Source organism: Nocardiopsis exhalans (assembly GCF_024134545.1).
GTDB classification, from domain to species: domain Bacteria; phylum Actinomycetota; class Actinomycetes; order Streptosporangiales; family Streptosporangiaceae; genus Nocardiopsis; species Nocardiopsis exhalans.
Genome location: NZ_CP099837.1, coordinates 3,046,214 through 3,066,248, shown reverse-complemented (window position 1 = coordinate 3,066,248; position 20,035 = coordinate 3,046,214). Strand labels below are relative to the sequence as shown.

Sequence of the window (20,035 nt, the reverse complement as noted above, 5' to 3'; positions counted from 1 at the left end):
ATGCGATGGGTGGCATGAGCCGGCGCGCCGTACTGGCGGCCGGCTTCGTGCTGCCCCTGGCCGGCTGTCTGCCCGCGAGGCGGCTGCGCTCCCTGCGGGTCATGGTGCCGACCCCGCCCGGGGGCGGCTTCGACCACACCGCCCGGACGATGGCCTCAGTCCTGGAGGAGAGCGGTTCGGTCACCGACACCACCGTCTTCAACCTGCCCGGGGCCTCCGGCACGGCCGGTCTGGCGCGGTTACTCTACGAGCGCGGCACACCGGACCTCCTGCTCCAGATGGGTCTGGGAGTGGTCGCCAACACCCACGCCGCCTCCGCTGCGCAGTCAGTGACGGAGGCTGAGCCGCTGGCGCGCCTGATCCAGGAGCCGGAGGTACTCCTGGTGACGCCGTACTCGCCCTTCCGGTCGATCGAGGACCTTCTCGAGGCATGGCGCGACAATCCGGAGGACATCGCGGTGGGAGGCGGTTCGACACCGGCCGGCCCCGACCACATGGTGACGATGCTGCTGGCCGAGAAACTCGGTATCGACCCGCTCGCGGTGGACTACCGGTCCTTCGACGGGGGCGGACCCATGCAGGCGGCGCTGATCAGCCGCGAGGTGGACTTCGCAGCCGCCGGACCGGGCGAGCAGCGCTCAGCGATCGACGCCGGCCAGTTGCGTGCCCTCACGGTGACCAGTTCCGAACCGGATCCGGGCACCGACGCGCCGACCCTGATCCAGGCGGGTGTGGACCTGCGTTTCATGAACTGGCGGGGGCTGCTCGCACCACCGGGGCTGGCCGCGGACGATCTGGAGCGGCTCCGGTCCATGGTGTCGGACATGCACGGATCGGCTCAGTGGCGGGAGAGGCTGGAGCGCAACCGGTGGACGGACGCGTTCATGGAGGGCGAGGACTTCGCCGACTTCCTGATCCGGGAGGACACCCGGATCGGCGCCGACCTGGAGCGGCTGGGCCTGGCCTGAGAGCAGCGCCGCCCGGGCCCCGGGGACGTGGCGGGGCGGGGGGCCGCAGGGAGCGGGTTCCAGCCGGTGCGGGGAACCGGTCGGAGCCCGGGAAAACGAAAACCCCCACCCCTGGAGGGTGCGGGTTCTGGATGCGTGAGTTGGCGAACGGCGTACGCATCCTGCTAAGCTGCGATTTCCGTTCAAAAACAAAGAGCTATCAAAAATCTTTCCAGTCGCAAGGATAGCAACCAGATGGATTCCTGTCAATCCGACAGCTCGGTCCCCTCGCCCGAGGAGGCCGCGATCGCGGTCGAGCAGGCGCGCGTCAGCGTCATGTACGACCGCCTGGACACCCTGCGAGCGCAGACCGAACAGCGTCTCACCGACGCCCACCTGCAAGAGCGCAGCGGATACGCCGCCATCGTGGAACGCGAGACCCGCTCCTACGAGCACGCCCGGCGCCGGGCCCAGCTCAGCTCGGTCGAGGAGGGTCTGTGCTTCGGCCGGATCGACATCTCCTACGGCCCGGATGACACCGAGGCCCGTTACGTGGGCCGCATCGGGCTGCGTGACTCCGAACACGACACCATCCTCGTGGACTGGCGCGCCCCGGCCGCCCGCCCCTTCTACGCGGCCACACCCAGCGACCCGGAGGGGATCACCCGCCGACGCCACCTGAGGGTGCGCAGCAGGCGGGTCCTCGGCCTGGACGACGAGGTCTTCGACGCTGACGGCCTCTCCGAGGGCGACCGCCGCCAGCTGGTCGGCGAGGCCGCACTGCTGGCCTCCCTGCACCGCGGCCGCACCGGACGCATGGCCGACATCGTCGCCACCATCCAGGCCGAGCAGGACCGGGTCATCCGCGCCCAGCTGGCCGGGGTGCTGGTCGTCCAGGGCGGCCCGGGCACCGGCAAGACCGTCGCCGCCCTGCACCGCGCCGCCTACCTGCTCTACACGCACCGCCGGGTCCTGGAGCGCCGCGGCGTCCTGGTGGTGGGCCCCAACCCGGCGTTCCTGCGCTACGTCGGCAACGTGCTCCCCTCCCTCGGCGAGACCGACGTGGTGATGCGCACGGTCGGAGAGCTCTTCCCCGGTGTGGAGGCCGCCGCCCACGACCGCCACGCGACCGCCGTGCTCAAGGGTTCCCCGCGCATGATCGACTTCGTGGGCGCCGCCGTCCGGGACCGGCAGCGCTCGCCCCTGAGGGCCTTCGGCGAGGCTGACCTGCGCGTGGAGACCGACGCGGGGACGCTGGTCGTGCCCGCCGACGTGTGCGCGCACGTGCTGGAGACCACCCGCAACCTGAAGCTGCCGCACAACACCGCGCGCAAGTACCTGGTGAACACGCTGCTCACCGAACTCGCCCGGGCCGAGTCCGAGCTGCTCAGCCGCCCCGCCACGGAGGAGGACCTCCCGCACGTGGGCGCGCGGCTCTGGCACGAGGTCCCCGTGCAGCAGGCCCTCGACGCCCTGTGGCCCGACCTGACCCCGCAGCGGGTGCTGCGCGACCTGTACGCCGACCCCGAGGCCCTGGCCCTGGTCGGCGCGGAGGCCGGGGTCGCGGAGGCCGAATCCATGGCCCGCCGCCCGGAAGCGCCCTGGACCGTGGAGGACGTGCCGCTGCTGGACGAGGTGGCCGAGCTCCTCGGCCAGGACGACAGCCTCCTGCGCGCACGGCAGCGCCAGCTGGACACCGAACGGGAGGAGGAGGTCCGCTACGCCCAGGGCGTGCTGGACTTCACCGGCCTGACCGAGGACCCGGCGGAGGGACTGGACGCGGTCACCCTCGCCGCCCGCCACCGCGACTCGGGGCCGAACCTGACCACCGCCGACCGGGCGGGGGCGGACCGCACCTGGTCCTACGGGCACGTGATCGTGGACGAGGCCCAGGAGCTGTCCCCGATGGCCTGGCGCACCGTGATGCGCCGGGTCCCGACCCGGTCCCTGACCGTCGTCGGCGACGTCGCCCAGACCGGCAGCGCCGCCGGGACCGACTCCTGGCAGGGGTCGCTGGAACGGTACGCCCCCGGCAAGGTGCACGTGGAGCACCTGCGGGTGAACTACCGGACCCCGGCGCCGATCATGGCCGTGGCCGCCGACGTCCTGCGCGAGGCCGCGCCCGACCAACAGATCCCCGAATCCGTGCGCGAGGAGGGCGACCCGCCCCGCGCGGTGCGGCTGACCGGCCTCGACGGCCTGCCCGCGCTGGTCGCCGAGGAGCGCGCGGCCGTGGGCGAGGGCCGGATCGCGGTGGTCACCTCCGACACCTCCCGGGCCGAGACAGCGGCCGCACTCCCCGAGGCGGGACGCCCCGGAACGGGCTCGGACGACGAACTGGGCAACACCGTGGTGGTGCTGACCGCCACGGAGTCCAAGGGGCTGGAGTTCGACTCGGTGATCGTGGTCCGCCCCGAGGAGCTGCTGGCCCAACCGCGCGGGGCCAACGACCTGTACGTGGCCCTCACCCGAGCGACCAAACGCCTGACCGTGGCGCACGAGGCCGACCTGCCCGACCTCCTCAAACGACTGGCCGGCTGAACCCGGGGCGGGCTGGCCGGTATGAACACCGGTCAGCCCGCCCCGGCCGACCCTTCGAGTAGAAAGGCGGTATGCCCCTCAGCCCCGGCTCTCCGCTGCCCCCGCTGCCCCGGCCGGTCACCGGCGTCTTCGTCACCAACGTCATGTGGACGGCCTGCCCCGGCTACTACGCGCTGGTCTGGCTCGACGCCGAGCCAACACACAACGGCACGGACTTCGAGTTCGTCGACGCGCTGCCCCCGACCTGCCCGCACCCCGACGAACCCCTCCCCGCCGTGTTCCGGCAGTACTTCGCGCAGGGGGTCCGGGAGACTCTGGAGGCACGCGGCCGGGGCAGGTCCCCCTACGCGACCCGAATCGTGCTCCGCGACGCCGTGTGGGACGAGGTCAACTCCAATCCCTGGAGCTTCGAGGTCGCCGCAAGACACGCCGCCCGCGAGATCCTGGACTGCGTGTGGGAGGAGCGCGGGCCCCGCCGGGCCGGGCGGAACGCCAAGCCCGACCGCCCCGTCCCGCCCATGCCGAGCGCCCGGGCCTGAGGACGTCACCTCCCGGCCGCTCGGATGCTCTCCCGTAGAACCCGCACTCCCCCTGCCGGAACCCGCAGGGTCCCCTCGACCCGCTCCCCGCTCACGCAGTCCACGCCCGAGGCCGGCACCTCGGCCTCCCGCGCGTTGTGGTTGACCACGATCAGGAAGCTCGCCCCCGAGCCCGGTGCCTCTCCCGCGTTCGCCCCACGGCTCACCCGCCGCACGGCCTCCACGCCCTCCGGCAGGCCCTCCAGCACGGGCGGGGGCGCAAGCTCGTCCAGCACCGCGCGCAGCCCCTCGGGGTCCAACCCGGTGGAGACGTACCAGGCCTGCCCCGCACCCACGGTGTTGCGGGTGACCGCCGGCTCCCCCGCGGCAGGGCCGTCAGTGTAGGACAGCACGCACTCCGCGCTGCCGGGGACGACCCGTTCGGCCCACACCCGGCCGGACACCCCGTTGTCCACCCGCACGGCCTCGCCCGCGCGCAGCGGGAGGAACTCGTCGATCTCCAGTCCCAGCAGTTCGCGCAGCGGTCCGGGGTACCCGCCGGGGTGGACCTCGTCGTTGGTTCCGACGACGCCGGAGAAGTAGGAGACCACGACCGTGCCGCCCGACTCCGCGTAGCGGGTGAGGTTGTCGGCGGTGTCCTGCATGGTCAGGTACAGGCTGGGCACCACGACCATCGCGTAGCCGCTCAGGTCGGCGTCGGGCGGGACCACGTCGACGGTGCGGTGGGTGCGCCACAGCCAGGTGTAGTAGGCCCTGAAGCGTTCGAGGTAGGAGTGGTCGGCGTTGGGCCGGTACTCCAGCTCCATCGCCCACCAGGACTGCCAGTCCCACACCAGGGCGGTGTCGGCCCGGACCGTGCTGCCCCGCAGGCAGTCCAGATCCGCGAGCTCACGCCCCAGGCCGACCACCTCGCCCCAGATCCGGCTCCGGCGCCCGTTGTGCGGCACCATCGCCGAGTGGAACTTCTCGGCACCGGACCGGGAGGCCCGCCACTGGAAGAACATGACCCCGTCGGCGCCGCGCGCCAGGTGGGTGAGGCTGTTGCGGCGCATCTGCCCGGGCTGTTTGGCGATGTTGCGGGGCTGCCAGTTGACGGCGCTGGTGGAGTGCTCCATCAGCACCCAGGGGCGCCCGCCCGCCACACCGCGGGTCACATCGGCGGCCATCGCCAGCTCGACGTGGTTGTCCTCCTCCTCGGCCTGCAGGTAGTGGTCGTTGGCCACGAAGTCGACCTCGCGCGCCCAGGACCAGTAGTCGATCCACTTGCAGTTGACGATCATGAAGTTGGTGGTGACCGGGATCCCGGGGGTGTGGCGCCGCACGATGTCGCGCTCGCGCCGGTAGCACTCCAGGTGGGCGTCGTTGCAGAAGCGCAGGAAGTCCAGCCGCAGGGCGGGGCTGGCCGGGGTGGGCGCCAGACGGGGCGGTTCGACGTGTTCCCAGGCCCCGTAGGTCTGCCCCCAGAAGCTGGTGCCCCAGGCGGAGTTCAGCGTGTCGACGTCGCCGTACCGGTCGCGCAGCCAGACGCGGAAGGCTTCGGCCGAGGCCGCGCAGTAGCAGGCCGCGTCGGCCCCGCCGTACTCGTTGTGGACGTGCCACATCGCCACGGCCGGGTGGCCGGCGTAGCGGCGGGCGATCTGCTCGGTGATGCGCGCGGCGGCGCGCGCGTACTCCGGGGAGCTGGGGCACAGGGTCTGGCGGGAGGCCCCGGACAGGACGTGGCCCTCCTCGGTCTCCGGACGGATCCCGGGGTAGCGGTGGAGCAGCCAGGCGGGCGGGGCGGCGGTCGGGGTGGCCAGGCCGACGCGGATGCCCGCGCCGTGCAGCAGGTCCAGTACCCGGTCGAGCCACTCGAAGGTGTACACGCCCTCCTCGGGCTCCAGCAGCGCCCAGGAGAAGATGCCCACGTTGACCAGGTTGACCCCGGCCTCCCGCATCATCCGGACGTCCTCCTGCCAGACCTCCTCTGGCCACTGTTCCGGGTTGTAGTCGCCGCCGTAGACGATCGCGTCGACGCCGGGGATGAGCCCGGGCGCGGGACCGGGGGTGAGCGGGGCGGTGGTCACTGGTGATCAGGCTCCGTCCGTATGGGAACGTTCACATCTTTCGGCACACATCATGCACAGAAACATTTCGGAAATCCACCCCTTGACAGGAATGACCCTTCACACCAAGAGTGTGATCGCTCCCACAAAAACCCGATGGAAACCTGAAGGAGACCTGCGATGCCCCCAGCGCGCAGCCCCGGTTGGGCAGCCACTGCCAGTGCCGGCGCACTCGTCCTGTTGACCTCGTGCGCGCTGTTCCCCGGGACGGACGACGGCACGGCGGAGCTGACCTTCTGGACCTGGGCCCCGGGCATCACGGAGGTCGTGCAGATCTGGAACGACGCCAACCCCGACGTCCAGGTGACCGTCAGCGAACAGGGCGCCGGCGAGGAGGTGGTCACCAAACTGCTGACCGCCTCCCAGGCCGGGCACCCGCCCGACCTGGTCCAGGCCGAGTACCAGGCGCTGACCACGCTCGCCGCGCGCGACGCCGTCACGGACCTGAGCGCCTACACCGCCGAGGCGGAGCAGGACTTCCACGAGAACGTGTGGGAGCAGGTGACCATGGGCACCGACCAGGTCTACGCCATCCCCCAGGACTCCGGGCCGATGATGCTCTACTACCGGTCCGACCTGTTCGACGAGTTCGGCCTCCAGGTCCCCACCACCTGGGACGAGTTCGCCGAGGTGGCACGTCAGGTCCGTGACGAGCACCCCGAGCACCGCATCACCAGCTTCTCGGCCACCGACCCCGGCTGGTTCGCCGGGCTCGCCCAGCAGGCCGGGGCGTCCTGGTGGGCCACCGAGGGGGACTCCTGGTCCGTCACGGTCGACGACGCTCCCACCCTGCGCGTCGCCGAGTACTGGGACGGGCTGGTCGCCGAGGACGCGGTCAGCGCCCGGCCGATGTACACGCCGGAGTGGAACGCCGCGCTCAACGACGGTTCGCTCCTGACCTGGCCGAGCGCGGTCTGGGCGCCCGGTGTCCTGGCCGGGAACGCCGAGGGCACCGCCGGTGCGTGGTCCATGGCGCCGCTCCCCCAGTGGGAGGAAGGGCTCGCGGCCACCGGCAGCTGGGGCGGTTCCGCCACCGGCGTCGCGACCGGTTCGGCGCACGAGGGGGCCGCGGCGGAGTTCGCGATCTGGCTGAACACCTCCCCGGAGGCCACCGAGGCCCTCGTCCGGGAGAGCGGCATCTACCCGGCCGCGACGTCGACCCAGAACAGCCGGGTCCTGGCCGATCCCCCGGAGTTCTTCGCCCACCAGGAGGACTTCTACGAACAGGTCGCCCGGATCGCCGAGGGCACCGCCCCGGTGACCTGGGGCCCGAACGTCAACGTCACCTACAGCTCCTATAAGGACGCCTTCGCGGCCGCGATCGCGGGCGGCACCCCCTTCGCCGAGGCCGTCGCCACGATGCAGAAGGACACCCTGGCCGACATGGAAAACAAGGGTTTCGCCATCTCCCGGTGACCATCCGCCCCACCGGGTGACCCCCGGCCCACCCCCCGAGGAGTATCCGTCATGTGTCCGGCCAGAGCCCCCGTACGCGGCCGCGGTTGCGCACGCGAACCCAGGGCAGCCCACCGGTCCGCGCGGCTGGTTCCCTACGCCTTCATGGCCCCCGCCGTGGTCCTGAGCTCCCTGCTCATCCTGTTGCCGATCGCCTACACGATCTACCTGAGCCTGCGCCGGGTCGAGGTCTCCGGTCTGGGCCTGGGCGCGCAGGGACGCCGCGAGTTCTTCACCGGCCTGACCAACTACCACGCCGCCGTGACCGACCCCGAGCTGTGGGCCGGGACGCTGCGAATCGGGGTCTACGGCCTGATGGTCGTCCCCCTCATGCTGGGTCTGGCCCTGCTCTTCGCCCTGGTCCTGGACCACCACCGGGTGCGCTACCGCAACGTGTCGCGAATGGTGATCTTCCTTCCCTACGCCGTTCCCGCGGTGATCGCCACCCTGCTGTGGGGCTTCCTGTACCTTCCCGAGGTCAGCCCGCTGCACCAGACCCTGGCCGCACTGGGATTGCCGGGCGTGGACCTCATGGGGCAGCGGTCGGTGTTCGCGGCACTGACCAACATCGCGGTCTGGGGCGGCACCGGGTTCAACATGCTGGTCCTGTACACGGCGCTGCGCGCGGTCCCGCCCGACCTGTACGAGGCGGCCCGGATCGACGGCGCGAGCGAGCTGCAGATGGCGCTGCGGATCAAGATCCCGATGCTCACGCCCGCGCTCATCATGACCGCGCTCTTCTCGATGATCGCCACGCTGCAGGTCTTCTCCGAACCGGTGACGCTCTCACCGCTGTCCAACGCCATCTCCACGACCTGGAGCCCCCTGATGAAGGTCTACCGGGACGCGTTCGTGCGCGACGACATCCACCTGGCCGCGGCCACCTCGGTCATCATCGCCGCGGTGACCCTGGTCCTGTCCTTCGCGTTCCTGCGCCTGGTGCAGTCGCGCGCCTTCACCCAGGAGGAGCGATGAGCACCGAACCAGCGACGAGCACCGAGCCGCGGCGCGACCAGCACGGCCACCGAAGCGACCACAGCCGCCGGAGCCCTCGGCGGGGCCGCGCCCCCCTGGTCCCCACCGCGATCCTGCTGCTGGGCACGTTTTACTGCCTGATCCCGCTGGCATGGGTCGTGATGGCCTCCACCAAGAGCGGGTCGGAGCTGTTCACCACCTTCACCTTCTGGCCCGGCAGCGGCCTGCTGGAGAACGTCGGCGAACTGACCGCCCACCGCGAGGGCCTGTACTGGCGCTGGATGGCCAACAGCGCCCTCTACGCGGGGCTCGGCGCGTTCCTGTCCGCCCTGCTGTCGTGCCTGACCGGGTTCGCCCTGGCGAAGTACCGGTTCCCCGGGCGGACCGCGCTGTTCAACATCCTGCTCGCCGGGGTCCTGGTGCCCCCGATCATGCTCGCCGTCCCGCAGTTCCTGCTGTTCGCCGAGGTCGGCCTGACCAACAGCTACCTGTCGGTCCTGCTGCCCAGCGTCGTGAGCCCGTTCGGCATCTACCTGGCCCGGGTGTACGCGGCGGCGTCGGTACCCGACTCCCTGCTGGAGGCGGCGCGCACCGAGGGCGCCGGGGAGCTGCGCGTGTTCTGGAAGGTGGCACTGCCCATCATGCTGCCGGGCCTGGTGACGGTGTTCCTGTTCCAGTTCGTGGCGATCTGGAACAACTTCCTGCTGCCGTACATCCTGCTCAGCGACGACGGCAAGTTCCCCGTCACCGTGGGCCTGTACACCCTCCTCAACCAGGGCGCCTCGCAGCCGGTGCTCTATACCCTGGTGATCACCGGATCGCTGCTGTCGGTCATCCCCCTGATCGCGCTCTTCCTGTCCCTGCAGCGGTTCTGGCGCATCGACCTGCTGTCCGGCGCGGTCAAGTCCTGACCGGTCCGGGGCGGGGCAACACGCGGAGCAGCGCTCCGCCCCGGACGAGAAGGAAACGACGACACCGTGGCCGCAGACGACCGCCCGACCGACCGCCGACCGCACCGCCGTCCGACCATCAACGACGTGGCCGCGGCCTCAGGGGTCTCACGGGGGACCGTCTCACGGGTCCTGACCGGTGAGGGCTACGTGAGCAAGGACGCCCGGGAGGCGGTGCTCAGGGCGGTCCGCAAGATCGGCTACGTCGCCAACCGCCACGCCCGCGGGCTCGCCACCCAGCGATCGCAGACGGTCGCGTTCGTCCTCTCCGAACCCCAACATCGCCTGTTCGAGGACCCCAACTTCAGTATCCTGCTGCGCGAGTGCACCCAGGAGCTGGCCGCCCACGACATCATGCTCGTGCTGACCGTCGCCGGTACCGAGGCCGACCGCAAACGCGTGAGCCGGTTCGTCTCCGAGGGCGGCGTCGACGGCACCCTCCTGGTCTCCGACCGCGCGGGCACCTCCCTCGTCGACGAACTGCTCGGCACCGGCACCCCCCTGGTGGTGTGCGGCAGGCCCCTCGACGACAGCCGCGAGATCGCCTACGTGTCCGCCGACGACCGCGACGGCGCCCGTCGGATGACCCAGCACCTGCGTGGCTCCGGCCGCGAACGCATCGCCACCATCGCCGGCCCGCAGGACACCCCCGGCGGCCGGGAGCGGCTCTCCGGTTTCCGCGACGTCCTGGGCGAGGTGGACGAACGAATGATCGCTGTCGGCGACTACTCCCGCGCGAGCGGCGAGGAGCAGATGCTCCGCCTCCTGGAGCGGGCCCCCGGACTGGACGCGGTCTTCGTCGCCTCCGACCTCATGGCCGCCGGGGCCCTGGACGCACTGCACCGCAGCGGAAGACGCGTCCCCGAGGACGTGGCCGTCGGCGGCTTCGACGACTCCGCAGCCGCCGAGCGCTGCGACCCGCCGCTGACGACCATCCGCCAGCCCTGGTCGCGCATCAGCAAGGAGATGGTGCGCCTGCTCCTCGGCATGATCAACGGCGAGAGCCCCGCGGGGATGATCCTGCCCACGACCCTGGTGGAACGCGCTTCCGTCTGAGAACCGGTCCGGCCCTTCAGCCCGCGACGGCCTCGGTGAGGGCGCGGACCCGGTTCTCCAGGTCCGCCACGGGGCCCGACGGGTCCAGGACATGGACGTGCACGGAGATCGGCGCCCCGAGCACGGAGTGCGTGTCATCCTGCCCGGCGCCGCCCGCGTAGACCAGATGTGCGCGCTCACAACCGAGGGCGGTGCAGTAGGACACCATCTGGTAGAGGTCGGTCGTGGACGGCAGCCCACCCTTGAGGTCCTTGTACTTGGCGTCCACCACACAGCGGATGCCGTCCCGGCCCCGCACGACCAGGTCCGGCCTGATCCGGATCCGGCCCGCCTCGTCCAGGCGGTGGTGGGGCTCCTGGGTGGCGCAGCGCAGTCCGTGCGCGGCCAGCCCCGAGCCGAGGGCGACGCTCAGGAAGTCCTCGAAGACCCGCGCCATGTCGACGACGAGCCCCGGGAGCTCCCTCGCACCCGCCCAGGGGTCGTCGTGCCTGCCTGTGTGCTCGACCCCTGACCCGCCGAGCACGGTCTCGGCCAGGCGGAGCGCGGGCGCGTAGCGCTCGTTGAGCCGGTCGCGGGTCCAGGCGGGCAGCGGCCCCGGCCGGAGTTCGGCCACTCCGCTCAACCGGGCCGCCTGGTGGTGCAGGTTGCGTGCCGTCCGCCGCTGGACCCCCGGGAGCGCACTCAGGGCGCGGATCGCGGCGAGCAGGATGCGGTTCTCCGGGATGTCCGGGGTGAAGTCGTCGTAGGCGACCGCGAGCGGGATCGGCGCCCCGAACCCGCGGCGCATCTGCTCACGGACACGGACGCGTCCGCGGACGACGTTGAGTTCGTCCTCCCGCTCCCGGTAGCCGTGCAGGACCCCGGTGCCCAGGACCCGGGAGACGACCTGCGCGAACACCTCCGCGAAAGCGGGGACGAGGTCGTGGGACACTTCGGCCGGCAACGTCTGCGCCTGCCAGGGGCGGGGCCCCGAGCCGAACCCGAGGAGGTACATCAGGCGGTCGACCGCGACCTTGGGCCGGATGCGCAGCTCGACCGCGCCCTCGCCGGAGCCGAGCCGGACCGCGCCCACCCGCTGCCGGGCCGAGAGCCGCCACCGGCCCGGAGCGCCACCGGACTCCACGCGCACCAGGTGGGCGGCGGCGGTCAGGGTGGCGACCTGGGGCGGGGTGAGCGCCAACAACGCCCCCGGCCCGGTCTCGGTCAGGTCGATCCGCCTCGGGTTGGCCGCTCCGGCGGGCACTCCGCGGATCATTCCGGGTGGTCCGGCCGGGAGACGGGGACCGGCCCCAGCACTGATCGCAGCGCCGCCAGGCCGTAGACTTCCTCCACCTCGATCCCGCGGCCGTAGTTCTGGTCCTCCAGCAGGGGGAGGATCTCCGTCTGCCAGATCCGCTCCAGCACGGCCGGGTCGGCGACGTCGGGGTTCATCAGGTACGACGGGCCGATGGCCTGGTCGGGGTCGCCGATGAGCCGGTTGAGCTCGCGCAGCAGCAGGTCCGCCTCCTCCGGCAGCCCCCGTTCCCGGAGCCAGGACTTCAACAGGCCGTCCACCGGCGGCTGGTCCGGGGCCAGCCGCCGGAAGGCGAACCGGCGGCGCATGGCCGCGTCCACCAGCGCCACCGACCGGTCGACGGTGTTCATCGTGCCGATCACGAACAGGTTCTCGGGCAGCGAGAAGGTCTCGTCCTCCTTCGCGTACTGGAGGGTGATCTCCTCCTGCCGGTACTCCAGGAGGAAGTAGAGCTCACCGAAGACCTTCGGGAGGTTGGCCCGGTTGATCTCGTCGATCACCAGGACGTGCGGCTGGGAGGGGTTCTGCCTGGCCCGGTCCGCCATGCGCGCGATGGGTCCGTCCACGAGGTCGAAGCCCATGGTCCCGTCCCGCTTCTGCCGGGGCCGGAACCCCTGCACGAAGTCCTCGTAGGAGTAGGAGGGATGGAACTGCACCAGGGAGACCGCACCGGGCCTGGCTGCGGGATCGGCGACGTGGTCGGCGATGGCCCGGGCGAGGTAGGTCTTGCCCGTGCCCGGCGGACCGAACAGGATGAGCTGCTTCTTGTGCTGGAGGAGCTCAACGGTCTCCTGGAGCCACTTCTTGGGGAAGTGGAGCCTACGGACGAGTTCCTCGGTGACCGGGCGGACCTGCATCTCGCCGGTGGCGTCCACCGCCAGGACGTCCTCCGTCACCTGCTCGCCCAGGCCCGCCACCTCCGCGAACTCGGCGACGTAGCGGGTGATCTCGGTGACCGTACGCGCGCTCCCGAGGGTGTTCTGCGTCTTCTCCGAGAAATCGTGGCGGTGCGGGGTCGACGTCGGGCGGGCCCAGGCCACGCCCCGGCGCCGTGCCCGGTCACGCCCGTCAGTGGCGTCGTAGTAGGGGTCGCCGGTCACGGTCCCGACGTGGACCCCGTGGTCCGGGTCGACGGTGACGACGAGGTCGCCCGGGGACATCCGGTCGAGGAACGCCGTGATCTGCGAGCGCTGCTGGATGTTGGAGTTCGCGGTGGCGTCCGGATACGCCTCGGCCAGCAGCCGCTCGATCTCCTCATGCGGGGTCCCCGGCACGATCTCACCGAGCTCGCGGAAGGCCAGGGAACAGAACCCCCGTTCCAGCCACTCGGGGACGAGGTTGACCCCGCCGACGTTGGCGCCCCGCACCAACCAGCCGCGCTGGGTGACCTCGGCTTCGGCTGGACGCCACAGCCCGGCCCAGGGCTCGGCGTAGAAGTCGACCCGGGCACCGTCGCCCTGCTGGAGTTCGGCTTTCTGGAGTTCGGCGCGGATGGCCGCCAGGTCCCGGTCCTCGTCCGCGCTCCCGCCGCCGATCCGGTCGGCGAAGGCCGCCACGATCTGGCGCTTGTGGTCGAGGTTGGCGATCGCTTCGAAGGTCTCGGGGAAGGACATCCAGAGCAGGAGGTGGTACTGGGCCCGGGCGCGCTCGCCACCACCCCTGTCGGGCATCTCCTGTCGGGCGACCTCCCGGAACGCCCAGGGGTCGGAGAGCAGGGCCTCCCGTTCCCGCGGTTCCCGGTCGAGCAAGGCGCCGACCAGCCGGATGAGGAAGGCGAACTGGGCCCAGCGCAGGTTGAGGAAGGCCATACCGCCCAGGACGACGCCCTCCATCGCCGCGTCGAACCGCTCGTGCAGCTCCATGTCCCGGTCCTGCAGGGAGAGCACTTCGGCGATGATCTCCCGTTTGCGGCCGACCCCGATCGTGGAGCCCGCCAGCGGGAGCATGTTCAGGTACAGCAGTTCGGCGGCCAGGACCACCGCCTCGGCGGAGACCCCGCGCAGCTGCTTCCTGAGCTTGGTCAGGAAGTCGTCACTGGAGGTGTCCGGCTGCTCCACGAACCCGCGGACCAGCTCCTCGACCACCTCCGGGGTCCAGGACTCGATTTCGGGAGCGAAGGCCGAACGTCCGGTGGCCGTCGACCCGCGCAGGATGGCCCCCGCGGCCTCCACACAGCGTGTTCCCGCCGCTCCCCCGTGCACACCGCTGCCGTTCGCCACCATCAGCCCGCCTCTCCCCCAGCCGTTCCGGACGGCCGAAGAATACGCCGTGCGGGTCCGGGAGAGAAAACGGGACCGGGGACCCCCGGGAGGCCCGGCCCCTGGTGGTGGAAAGTACGCTCCTGCCCGTGTCACCGCCGCGGAGGGCTGCCCGCGCCGCCGCGGGGGAAGGCCGGGCACCGTCCGACAGGGTTCGGCGCGCCTCGGGCAGGTCCTGGAGCTCGGCGCACCTGGGTCAGGTGTCCTTGACCGCCCCGCAGCTGTCGGGGTCCTCGGTGCCCTCCATGTCGTAGGGGTCCTCACGCAGACCTCTGGGCCGTTCCCCCCTGGGCTGCTCGTCGTCGTAGAGGGGGGTGAAGGTGTACTCCTCCAGGCAGTGCACCGGGGCCACGAAGCGCGCCCACATGGGCACCGCCTCCAGTTCCTCCCCGCCCGCCTCGTAGAAGCCGACCTCGCCGAAGTGCGAGGTGACCAGCCGGGTCGAGACCGGGTGGCCGGGCCGGGCGACGGGGTGGACGACGGTGTACTCGGTGACCACCGAGAGGTACTCCCAGCCCTGGTCGTCCCGGGCCGCCTCCGCGCGCATCCAGCCGTCCACCCTGACCTCGTCACCGATGGGTTCGGCGGTGCCGGGGGTGAGGTTGAAGGGCAGGTGGCGGCTGTTGAGCTCGAAGTCCTCGTTGCCGAGGTTGTCCAGGTACCACTCCAGGGCCTGACCGGTGAGCAGTCCGGTGAGCTCGCTGTTGTCCTCGTCGAAGACCGCGTCCTGGTTCAGGTAGACGGCCTCCAGCAACTCCTGGGTGTGCGCGTAGGACCACTCGACCTGCTCCTGGGTGAAGGGTCCGACGGCCTCGGCCTCCGGGACGGGGAACCCTTCGCCGTAGTCCTCGGCGGGGCTGCCCGCGAACGGGTCGTCCCGGTCCACCCGGTCCGCGGGGTTCAGCTGGCTGACGGACTCCAGGTCCGGCGCGGACCGGTCCAGGAAGTCCTGGACGGGGGCGCATCCGACGAGGATCGGGCAGAGAAGAGCCGCCATCCAGGGGGCGGCGGTGAAGCGTGGGGGCATGACGGTAACTTTCGTTCTCTTCGTGACGAATGAGAACTTAATCCGCTTGTCCGCGTTTCCCGTGCTCAGGAACGCCACACTTGCGTCACGATCCGCCGACCGCTCCCCTGACGGGGGCAACGGCGTGCGGGACGCCCGCGGCGGCGGGCACGACTCCAACCGCCGAAGGTTCGCAGCCCTCCTCCTGTGTCCCGACACCGAACAGGAACGACCGGGGAGCCCCGCCCTCACCTCGGTGCTAACCTCGCCCCAAAGTCAAAACGGGATAAAGGTTGGTGCAATGTCAGAGAACCCGGAGAACTCTGCCGAGGACGGGGAGGAGGGGTCCGAGAAGACCGTCCTGGCCGGCCCCGTGTTCGACCCCGACCTCCCCGAAGAGGTCGTCGAGAAGCTGGCCGCCTCTCCCAAGAAGCTGCTCGCGCCGGACAAGACCCCCAAACGCCGTGAGCCCTCCACCAGCGGTGAACGTACCTTCACCTTCGTCTTCTGCCTGGTCATCACTACGGCGGTCACCGCCCTCGTGTGGTTTCTGGCTGCGGCGTTCCTCCCCCTCTTCACCGGCCTCTTCGCGCTCATCGCCCTGGTGGCCATTCTGTTCGCCTTCGGCAGCGGCGGGTGCCTGGCCGGCTTCCTCGCCCTCCTCGCCGCCGGCGCCCTGATCGGACTCGGCCAATGGCTGGGGCCGGACGGAGCACCCGTCGCGATCGCCGTCCCGGTCGGTCTCCTCGGGCTCTTGGTCAGCTTCGCGGCGGCCAGCGACGGCGACGAGCCGACCCAGCTGGCCGCCAGGTACCACGGGCACTACATCCGGGCCGAGGACCTGGACAAGGACAGCCAGCGACTGCTGCTGCGGGTCCAGCGGGTCCGCACCTACGTCGCCGAGGCCTCCCCGGAGCTCGGTGACGCCTTCGACTCGGTCCGGCCCGGCCTCGTGCTGCGCGACCAGGAATGGCAGCTGGCCCGGATCCTGCGCGAGCAGTCCCGGTTGGAGAAGGACCTGGGGAAACGCGCCAAGAAGGCGATGTCCCAGACCGTCCTGGATTCGATGCAGCCCCAGTTCGACGCCGTCAACGCCACCCGATCGGCCGTTCAGCGACGGGTGAGCACCATCGAGGAGTACCGGGACAAGGTCAGCAGGGCGGTCAGGGCGCAACGCGAGTGGGAGCAGGTGGAGGCCAACGTCGCCCGGCACGCGGAGTACGGCGACCTGGTCGCCCAGGCGAGCGCCGGGCTTGGCGACGACACCCACCTGACCGCCGCCGTGGATCTGGAGGCGATCAAGCAGGTCCGGGACGCGAGCGTGCGGGAGGCCCTCGACGCCGGGCAGTGGCTCTCTGAGGCTTCGTCCCTGAACTGAGTCGCCCTGAAGCGGACCGCCCGGTTCAGAGGCTGTCGGGGTCGAGCAACCGCTCGAAGGACCCCCGCGGGTTCGCGCGGGTGGGCAGTGCCGCCACGAACGGCGACAGCTCCCGCCGCGCGACCCCGTGGACCCGGCGGAGCTCGGCCACCGGATCGGCGTGCTCGTCCACCCGCAGGTCCACGTACGGGTACGGCTGGCCGGTGTGCACGTACAGCGCGGCGCTCTGCCTGCCCCGCCGGTCGCCCCCGGCCGCCTGCCCGGCCTCCAGGGCGCCCAGCAGGCGTTCGTCCATCGCTTCCCCGGGCCGCTCCTCCCACCGCCGCGCCATCGCCTCCAGTGTGGCCGCCCCGGTGAGGATGTTCCCGGCCACCGCGTACCCCTCGCCCAGCAGATGGCCGCTCCACGGGTGGGTCTGCGGGCCGGTGTGCGCGGCGGCGCGCCCCTGCCGGTCGACCAGCGCCACCTGGCGCGAGTCCGCGTCCGGATCGGTTTCCAGGACCCGGCGCAGCACGTCCTCGGCGGGGTCGCTCCGCAGCAGTTCCAGGGCGTCCGCCCCCAGCAGCGGGTTGATCAGCGCCTGTGTGGCGACGGCCCCCGCCTGCGCGTGCGCGAACACGCACAACGAGCCGATCGCCACCATCCGACTGCTGATCGCGACGCCGCACACACCGGTGGCCGCGTCGTGGGCGACGATCGAGAAGGTCCCTGCGTACAACCGACACCGCTCTCGGCCGTGGGCGCGCCGGACCCGACGGCCCGCACACACCCGGTTCGACGGACCCTGTTCGACGGATCCGGGCCCCGGCGGCGAGCCGCCCGGAGCCGCTACGAGGCTACCGGCAGTCCGTCACCGGGGCGCGGGGCACGGGCGGGTCCCGTCACCGGGACGCCACCCGAAGACACCGGGAAATTAACGCAAGGGGACTGGCCGGGCGCCCCGGAAACGATCATGGTGTGGGTGTCCGACCTGTCACTTTCCTCCCCCAGGAGACACGTTGCCCGCCTCCCCCGCTCCCTCCCCCGCCACCGGCGTGCGCCGGACGGTGCTCGGCTCCCTGGCCGTATTCGCCGCCGCCGTCCTCATCGCCGCCCTGGGGTGGGCCGCCCCGGCCCTGGCCCACCACGTCCTTCCCCCCGGCATCCCCTCCGCCTCCGCCGCACAGACCCAGCTGAACGGTCTGACGGTCCGCGCCAAGAACAACGGTTCGGGCTACGACCGCAGCCTCTTCCCGCACTGGGTGATCGTCGACAGCCCCTGCGACGCCCGCGAGTTCGTCCTGCGCCGCGACGGCCACACCGTCCAGGTCGACGGGAACTGCCGGCCGACGTCGGGCCGCTGGTCCAGCGAGTACGACGGCGTGTGGACCGGCAATGCCTCCGAGTTCGACATCGACCACATGGTGCCGCTGTACGACGCCTGGCGGTCGGGCGCCAACACCTGGTCCACCGACCGGCGCCGCGCCTTCGCCAACGACGTCTCCTCGCCCCAGTTGTGGGCGGTGACCGCCTCCAGCAACCGGTCCAAGGGCGACCGCGACCCCTCCGCGTGGATGCCCCCGCGCACCGCGATCCACTGCGACTACGTCAAGGCCTGGGTCAACGTGAAGCACCGCTACAACCTGTCGGTGACCAGCGCCGAGAAGTCCTCCATCCAGAGCACCATCAACACCCGCTGCTGACAGCCCCGGTAACTCCGTCGGGCCGTGCGGACACCCGCCCGCACGGCCCGACGAGCACCGTGACCGCTCACACCGCCCGGAAAGGCCGCTCCGCCCTCGCCCACCGCGCCGCGGGCACGCTCCGGGGCCGCTACCAGTCGGCCGAACCGGCCAGTTCGCGCAGGGCGGGGCGGACGGCGTCCAGGACCGTGGGGAACCACACCGAGAACTCGGCCTCTCCCCGCAGGCGCTCCAGCGCGGCGGGGTCGACGAAGGCCGTCTCCGCCACCTCCTCGGGGTCGGGTCGGGGTTCGGCTCGGACCACCCCGGCGAACAGGTGGTTGTACTCGCGCTCCACCAGCCCGGACACCGGGTCCGTGTGGTGGTAGCGCACCGTTCCGGCGGCGCGCATCAGTTCCGGGGCCATCCCCAGCTCCTCGCCCGTGCGCCGGGCCGCCGCCGCGAAGGGCGGTTCGCCCGGGAGGGGGTGGCCGCAGCAGGTGTTCGACCACAGGCCGGGCGAGTGGTACTTGGTCAGGGCGCGGCGCTGGAGCAGGAGGCGGCCCCGCTCGTCGAGCAGGAAGACCGAGAAGGCCCGGTGCAGCCGGCCAGGGGCCTGGTGCACGGACAGCTTCTCGGCGGTTCCGGTCGTCGTGCCGGACTCGTCGACCAGTTCCAGCAGGATCGGTTCGCGCTCACCCCGCACGGTCTCGTTCGCGGGTCCGGGGCCCCCGGTAGCGGTGTCGGTGGTCATGGGCATCCTTCGAAATCGACGGCTTGGCGACGGTACGGCCCGGGACCGGGGCGCCCGCCCCGCCAGGAGGCGGGCGCCCGCATGTCCTGCTTCGGTGGAGAGTCGGCGCCCGCCTCACGGGGCGGCTGACGGCGACGCTACCTCCAGGAAGCCGCGCCCCGGGCCGCGGGGCCGGATCAGACCCGGTCGGCGGCGATGAGCAGGTAGTGGAAGCTGCCCTCCCTGTAAGCGGTCAGGAACGGGTCCTCGACCCCGGTCGCCACCTGCGACTGCGCACGCAGCTCCCAGTACGGGATGGTCGCGGCGGTGAGGTCGACGACGTTGATCGGGACGAGGTTGTTGGCCGACATCGCCCGGAAGTACTGGCTCCGGGAGTGGATGTTGCAGGTGTAGTGCTCGTCGATCCGGCTGACCGCCTTGGAGCGGCCGCCGGTGACGTCGTTGTAGCAGCCGGTGATGGTGACGTAGCGGCCGCCGTACTCCAGCAGCCGGGCGTGCTCGCTGAAGAGTTCGAACAGGTCCACGTACATCGTGGACTCGTTGTTCCAGATGGCCCGCATCGAACCCGTCTCGAAGCCGGTGTCCAGCATGTTGCGGAAGTGGAACCGCACCTTGTCGTCCACGCCGCGTTCCCTGGCCTGGTCGTTGGCGAAGCCGACCTGCTTCTCGGAGATGCTCACCCCGTCCACGTGGCAGCCGAACCGGGCGTTGGCCATGAAGCTGGTGCCGCCGCGGCCGGAACCGGTGTCCTGGATGCGGTCGTTCGGTGTGATGTCCCCGAGGTGGTCCAGCAGGACGTTCGCCTGCGCGGTCTCCAGGCGGTGCATCTCCTCGATGATCCGCTGTTCGCGGGTCTCCTCGGGCCCTTCGAGGACGGACGGGTCGTAGTCGCCGATCCCGTAGTGGTGGTGGAACAGGCCGTCGACCTCACCGAGGCGGATGTTGACGGGGTCCTGCTCCTCGTTCCAGTAGTCCGCCACGGACCGCTGGTAGTCGGTGCGCAGGACCCGGGCCGACGCCTGGTTCTGAGAGGGCATGGTCGCGGTCATCGCGTATGGCTCCTTGGAGTCGTGAGGGTGTGTTCGGTCGGTTCGGTGCGCGCCGAACCGGGGCGGG

Annotated in this window: 16 protein-coding genes; 9 read left to right on the top strand and 7 right to left on the bottom strand. The window is 71.3% G+C overall.

Annotated features, from left to right (window positions below; translation table 11 throughout):
• The first annotated feature begins 5 nt into the window (after positions 1–5).
• From NE857_RS13580 to NE857_RS13570, 3 genes are all read left to right on the top strand, one after another.
• Positions 6–968 (top strand): Bug family tripartite tricarboxylate transporter substrate binding protein, encoded by a 963-nt coding sequence (locus NE857_RS13580; protein WP_254421319.1) that lies wholly within the window; start codon positions 6–8, stop codon positions 966–968.
• 234 nt (positions 969–1,202) lie between these two features.
• Complete coding sequence (locus NE857_RS13575; RefSeq protein ID WP_254421318.1) at positions 1,203–3,488, top strand: HelD family protein; 2,286 nt, start codon at positions 1,203–1,205, stop codon at positions 3,486–3,488.
• Positions 3,489–3,559: 71 nt separating this feature from the next.
• Complete coding sequence (locus NE857_RS13570) at positions 3,560–4,027, top strand: hypothetical protein (RefSeq protein ID WP_254421317.1); 468 nt, start codon at positions 3,560–3,562, stop codon at positions 4,025–4,027.
• 5 nt (positions 4,028–4,032) lie between these two features.
• Here the strand turns inward: NE857_RS13570 and NE857_RS13565 are convergent, their stop codons facing one another.
• Entirely contained in the window at positions 4,033–6,093 is a 2,061-nt protein-coding gene (locus tag NE857_RS13565; protein ID WP_254421316.1) for a beta-galactosidase, read from the bottom strand.
• Positions 6,094–6,252: 159 nt separating this feature from the next.
• On the opposite strand from NE857_RS13565, the gene NE857_RS13560 reads away from it, so the two are divergent.
• The 4 genes from NE857_RS13560 to NE857_RS13545 all read left to right on the top strand — a co-directional run bounded on the left by NE857_RS13560 (position 6,253) and on the right by NE857_RS13545 (position 10,568).
• A complete protein-coding gene (locus NE857_RS13560) occupies positions 6,253–7,548 on the top strand; it encodes an ABC transporter substrate-binding protein (protein WP_254421315.1) in 1,296 nt (431 codons plus the stop codon).
• A gap of 51 nt (positions 7,549–7,599) precedes the next feature.
• Complete coding sequence (locus NE857_RS13555; RefSeq protein ID WP_254421314.1) at positions 7,600–8,562, top strand: carbohydrate ABC transporter permease; 963 nt, start codon at positions 7,600–7,602, stop codon at positions 8,560–8,562.
• On the top strand, positions 8,559–9,473 hold the full coding sequence (locus NE857_RS13550) for a carbohydrate ABC transporter permease (protein ID WP_254421313.1): 915 nt from the start codon (positions 8,559–8,561) through the stop codon (positions 9,471–9,473). Before NE857_RS13555 ends, NE857_RS13550 begins: the two co-directional genes overlap by 4 nt.
• 66 nt (positions 9,474–9,539) lie before the next feature.
• The gene (locus tag NE857_RS13545) at positions 9,540–10,568 is read left to right on the top strand and encodes a LacI family DNA-binding transcriptional regulator (protein WP_254421312.1); all 1,029 of its coding nucleotides are present in this window, start codon (positions 9,540–9,542) and stop codon (positions 10,566–10,568) included.
• A gap of 16 nt (positions 10,569–10,584) precedes the next feature.
• On the opposite strand, the gene NE857_RS13540 is transcribed toward NE857_RS13545, so the two are convergent.
• The 3 genes from NE857_RS13540 to NE857_RS13530 form a co-directional block, all read right to left on the bottom strand.
• Positions 10,585–11,811: an McrC family protein gene (locus NE857_RS13540; protein ID WP_254421311.1), complete on the bottom strand. Its 1,227-nt coding sequence runs from the start codon at positions 11,809–11,811 to the stop codon at positions 10,585–10,587.
• Positions 11,812–11,819: 8 nt separating this feature from the next.
• Complete coding sequence (locus NE857_RS13535; RefSeq protein ID WP_254421310.1) at positions 11,820–14,084, bottom strand: McrB family protein; 2,265 nt, start codon at positions 14,082–14,084, stop codon at positions 11,820–11,822.
• Between the two features lie 232 nt (positions 14,085–14,316).
• Positions 14,317–15,147, bottom strand: a complete 831-nt coding sequence (locus tag NE857_RS13530) for a hypothetical protein (protein WP_254421309.1) — start codon at positions 15,145–15,147, stop codon at positions 14,317–14,319.
• Between the two features lie 280 nt (positions 15,148–15,427).
• On the opposite strand from NE857_RS13530, the gene NE857_RS13525 reads away from it, so the two are divergent.
• Positions 15,428–16,504 carry a hypothetical protein gene (locus tag NE857_RS13525; RefSeq protein WP_254421308.1) on the top strand — a complete coding sequence of 359 codons (1,077 nt, stop codon included), beginning with the start codon at positions 15,428–15,430 and terminating at the stop codon, positions 16,502–16,504.
• Between the two features lie 25 nt (positions 16,505–16,529).
• Here the strand turns inward: NE857_RS13525 and NE857_RS13520 are convergent, their stop codons facing one another.
• Positions 16,530–17,222: a DUF1028 domain-containing protein gene (locus tag NE857_RS13520; RefSeq protein WP_254421307.1), complete on the bottom strand. Its 693-nt coding sequence runs from the start codon at positions 17,220–17,222 to the stop codon at positions 16,530–16,532.
• A 280-nt stretch (positions 17,223–17,502) separates the two neighbouring features.
• Here NE857_RS13520 and NE857_RS13515 point away from each other — a divergent pair, with 280 nt between their 5' ends.
• Entirely contained in the window at positions 17,503–18,186 is a 684-nt protein-coding gene (locus NE857_RS13515) for an HNH endonuclease family protein (RefSeq protein ID WP_254421306.1), read from the top strand.
• Between the two features lie 130 nt (positions 18,187–18,316).
• On the opposite strand, the gene idi is transcribed toward NE857_RS13515, so the two are convergent.
• Together idi and NE857_RS13505 are read right to left on the bottom strand one after the other, a co-directional pair.
• Positions 18,317–18,919, bottom strand: coding sequence for an isopentenyl-diphosphate Delta-isomerase (gene idi, locus NE857_RS13510; protein ID WP_254421305.1), 603 nt, complete (start codon positions 18,917–18,919; stop codon positions 18,317–18,319).
• A gap of 176 nt (positions 18,920–19,095) precedes the next feature.
• The gene (locus tag NE857_RS13505) at positions 19,096–19,968 is read right to left on the bottom strand and encodes a geranyl diphosphate 2-C-methyltransferase (RefSeq protein ID WP_254421304.1); all 873 of its coding nucleotides are present in this window, start codon (positions 19,966–19,968) and stop codon (positions 19,096–19,098) included.
• Between the last annotated feature and the right edge of the window lie 67 nt (positions 19,969–20,035).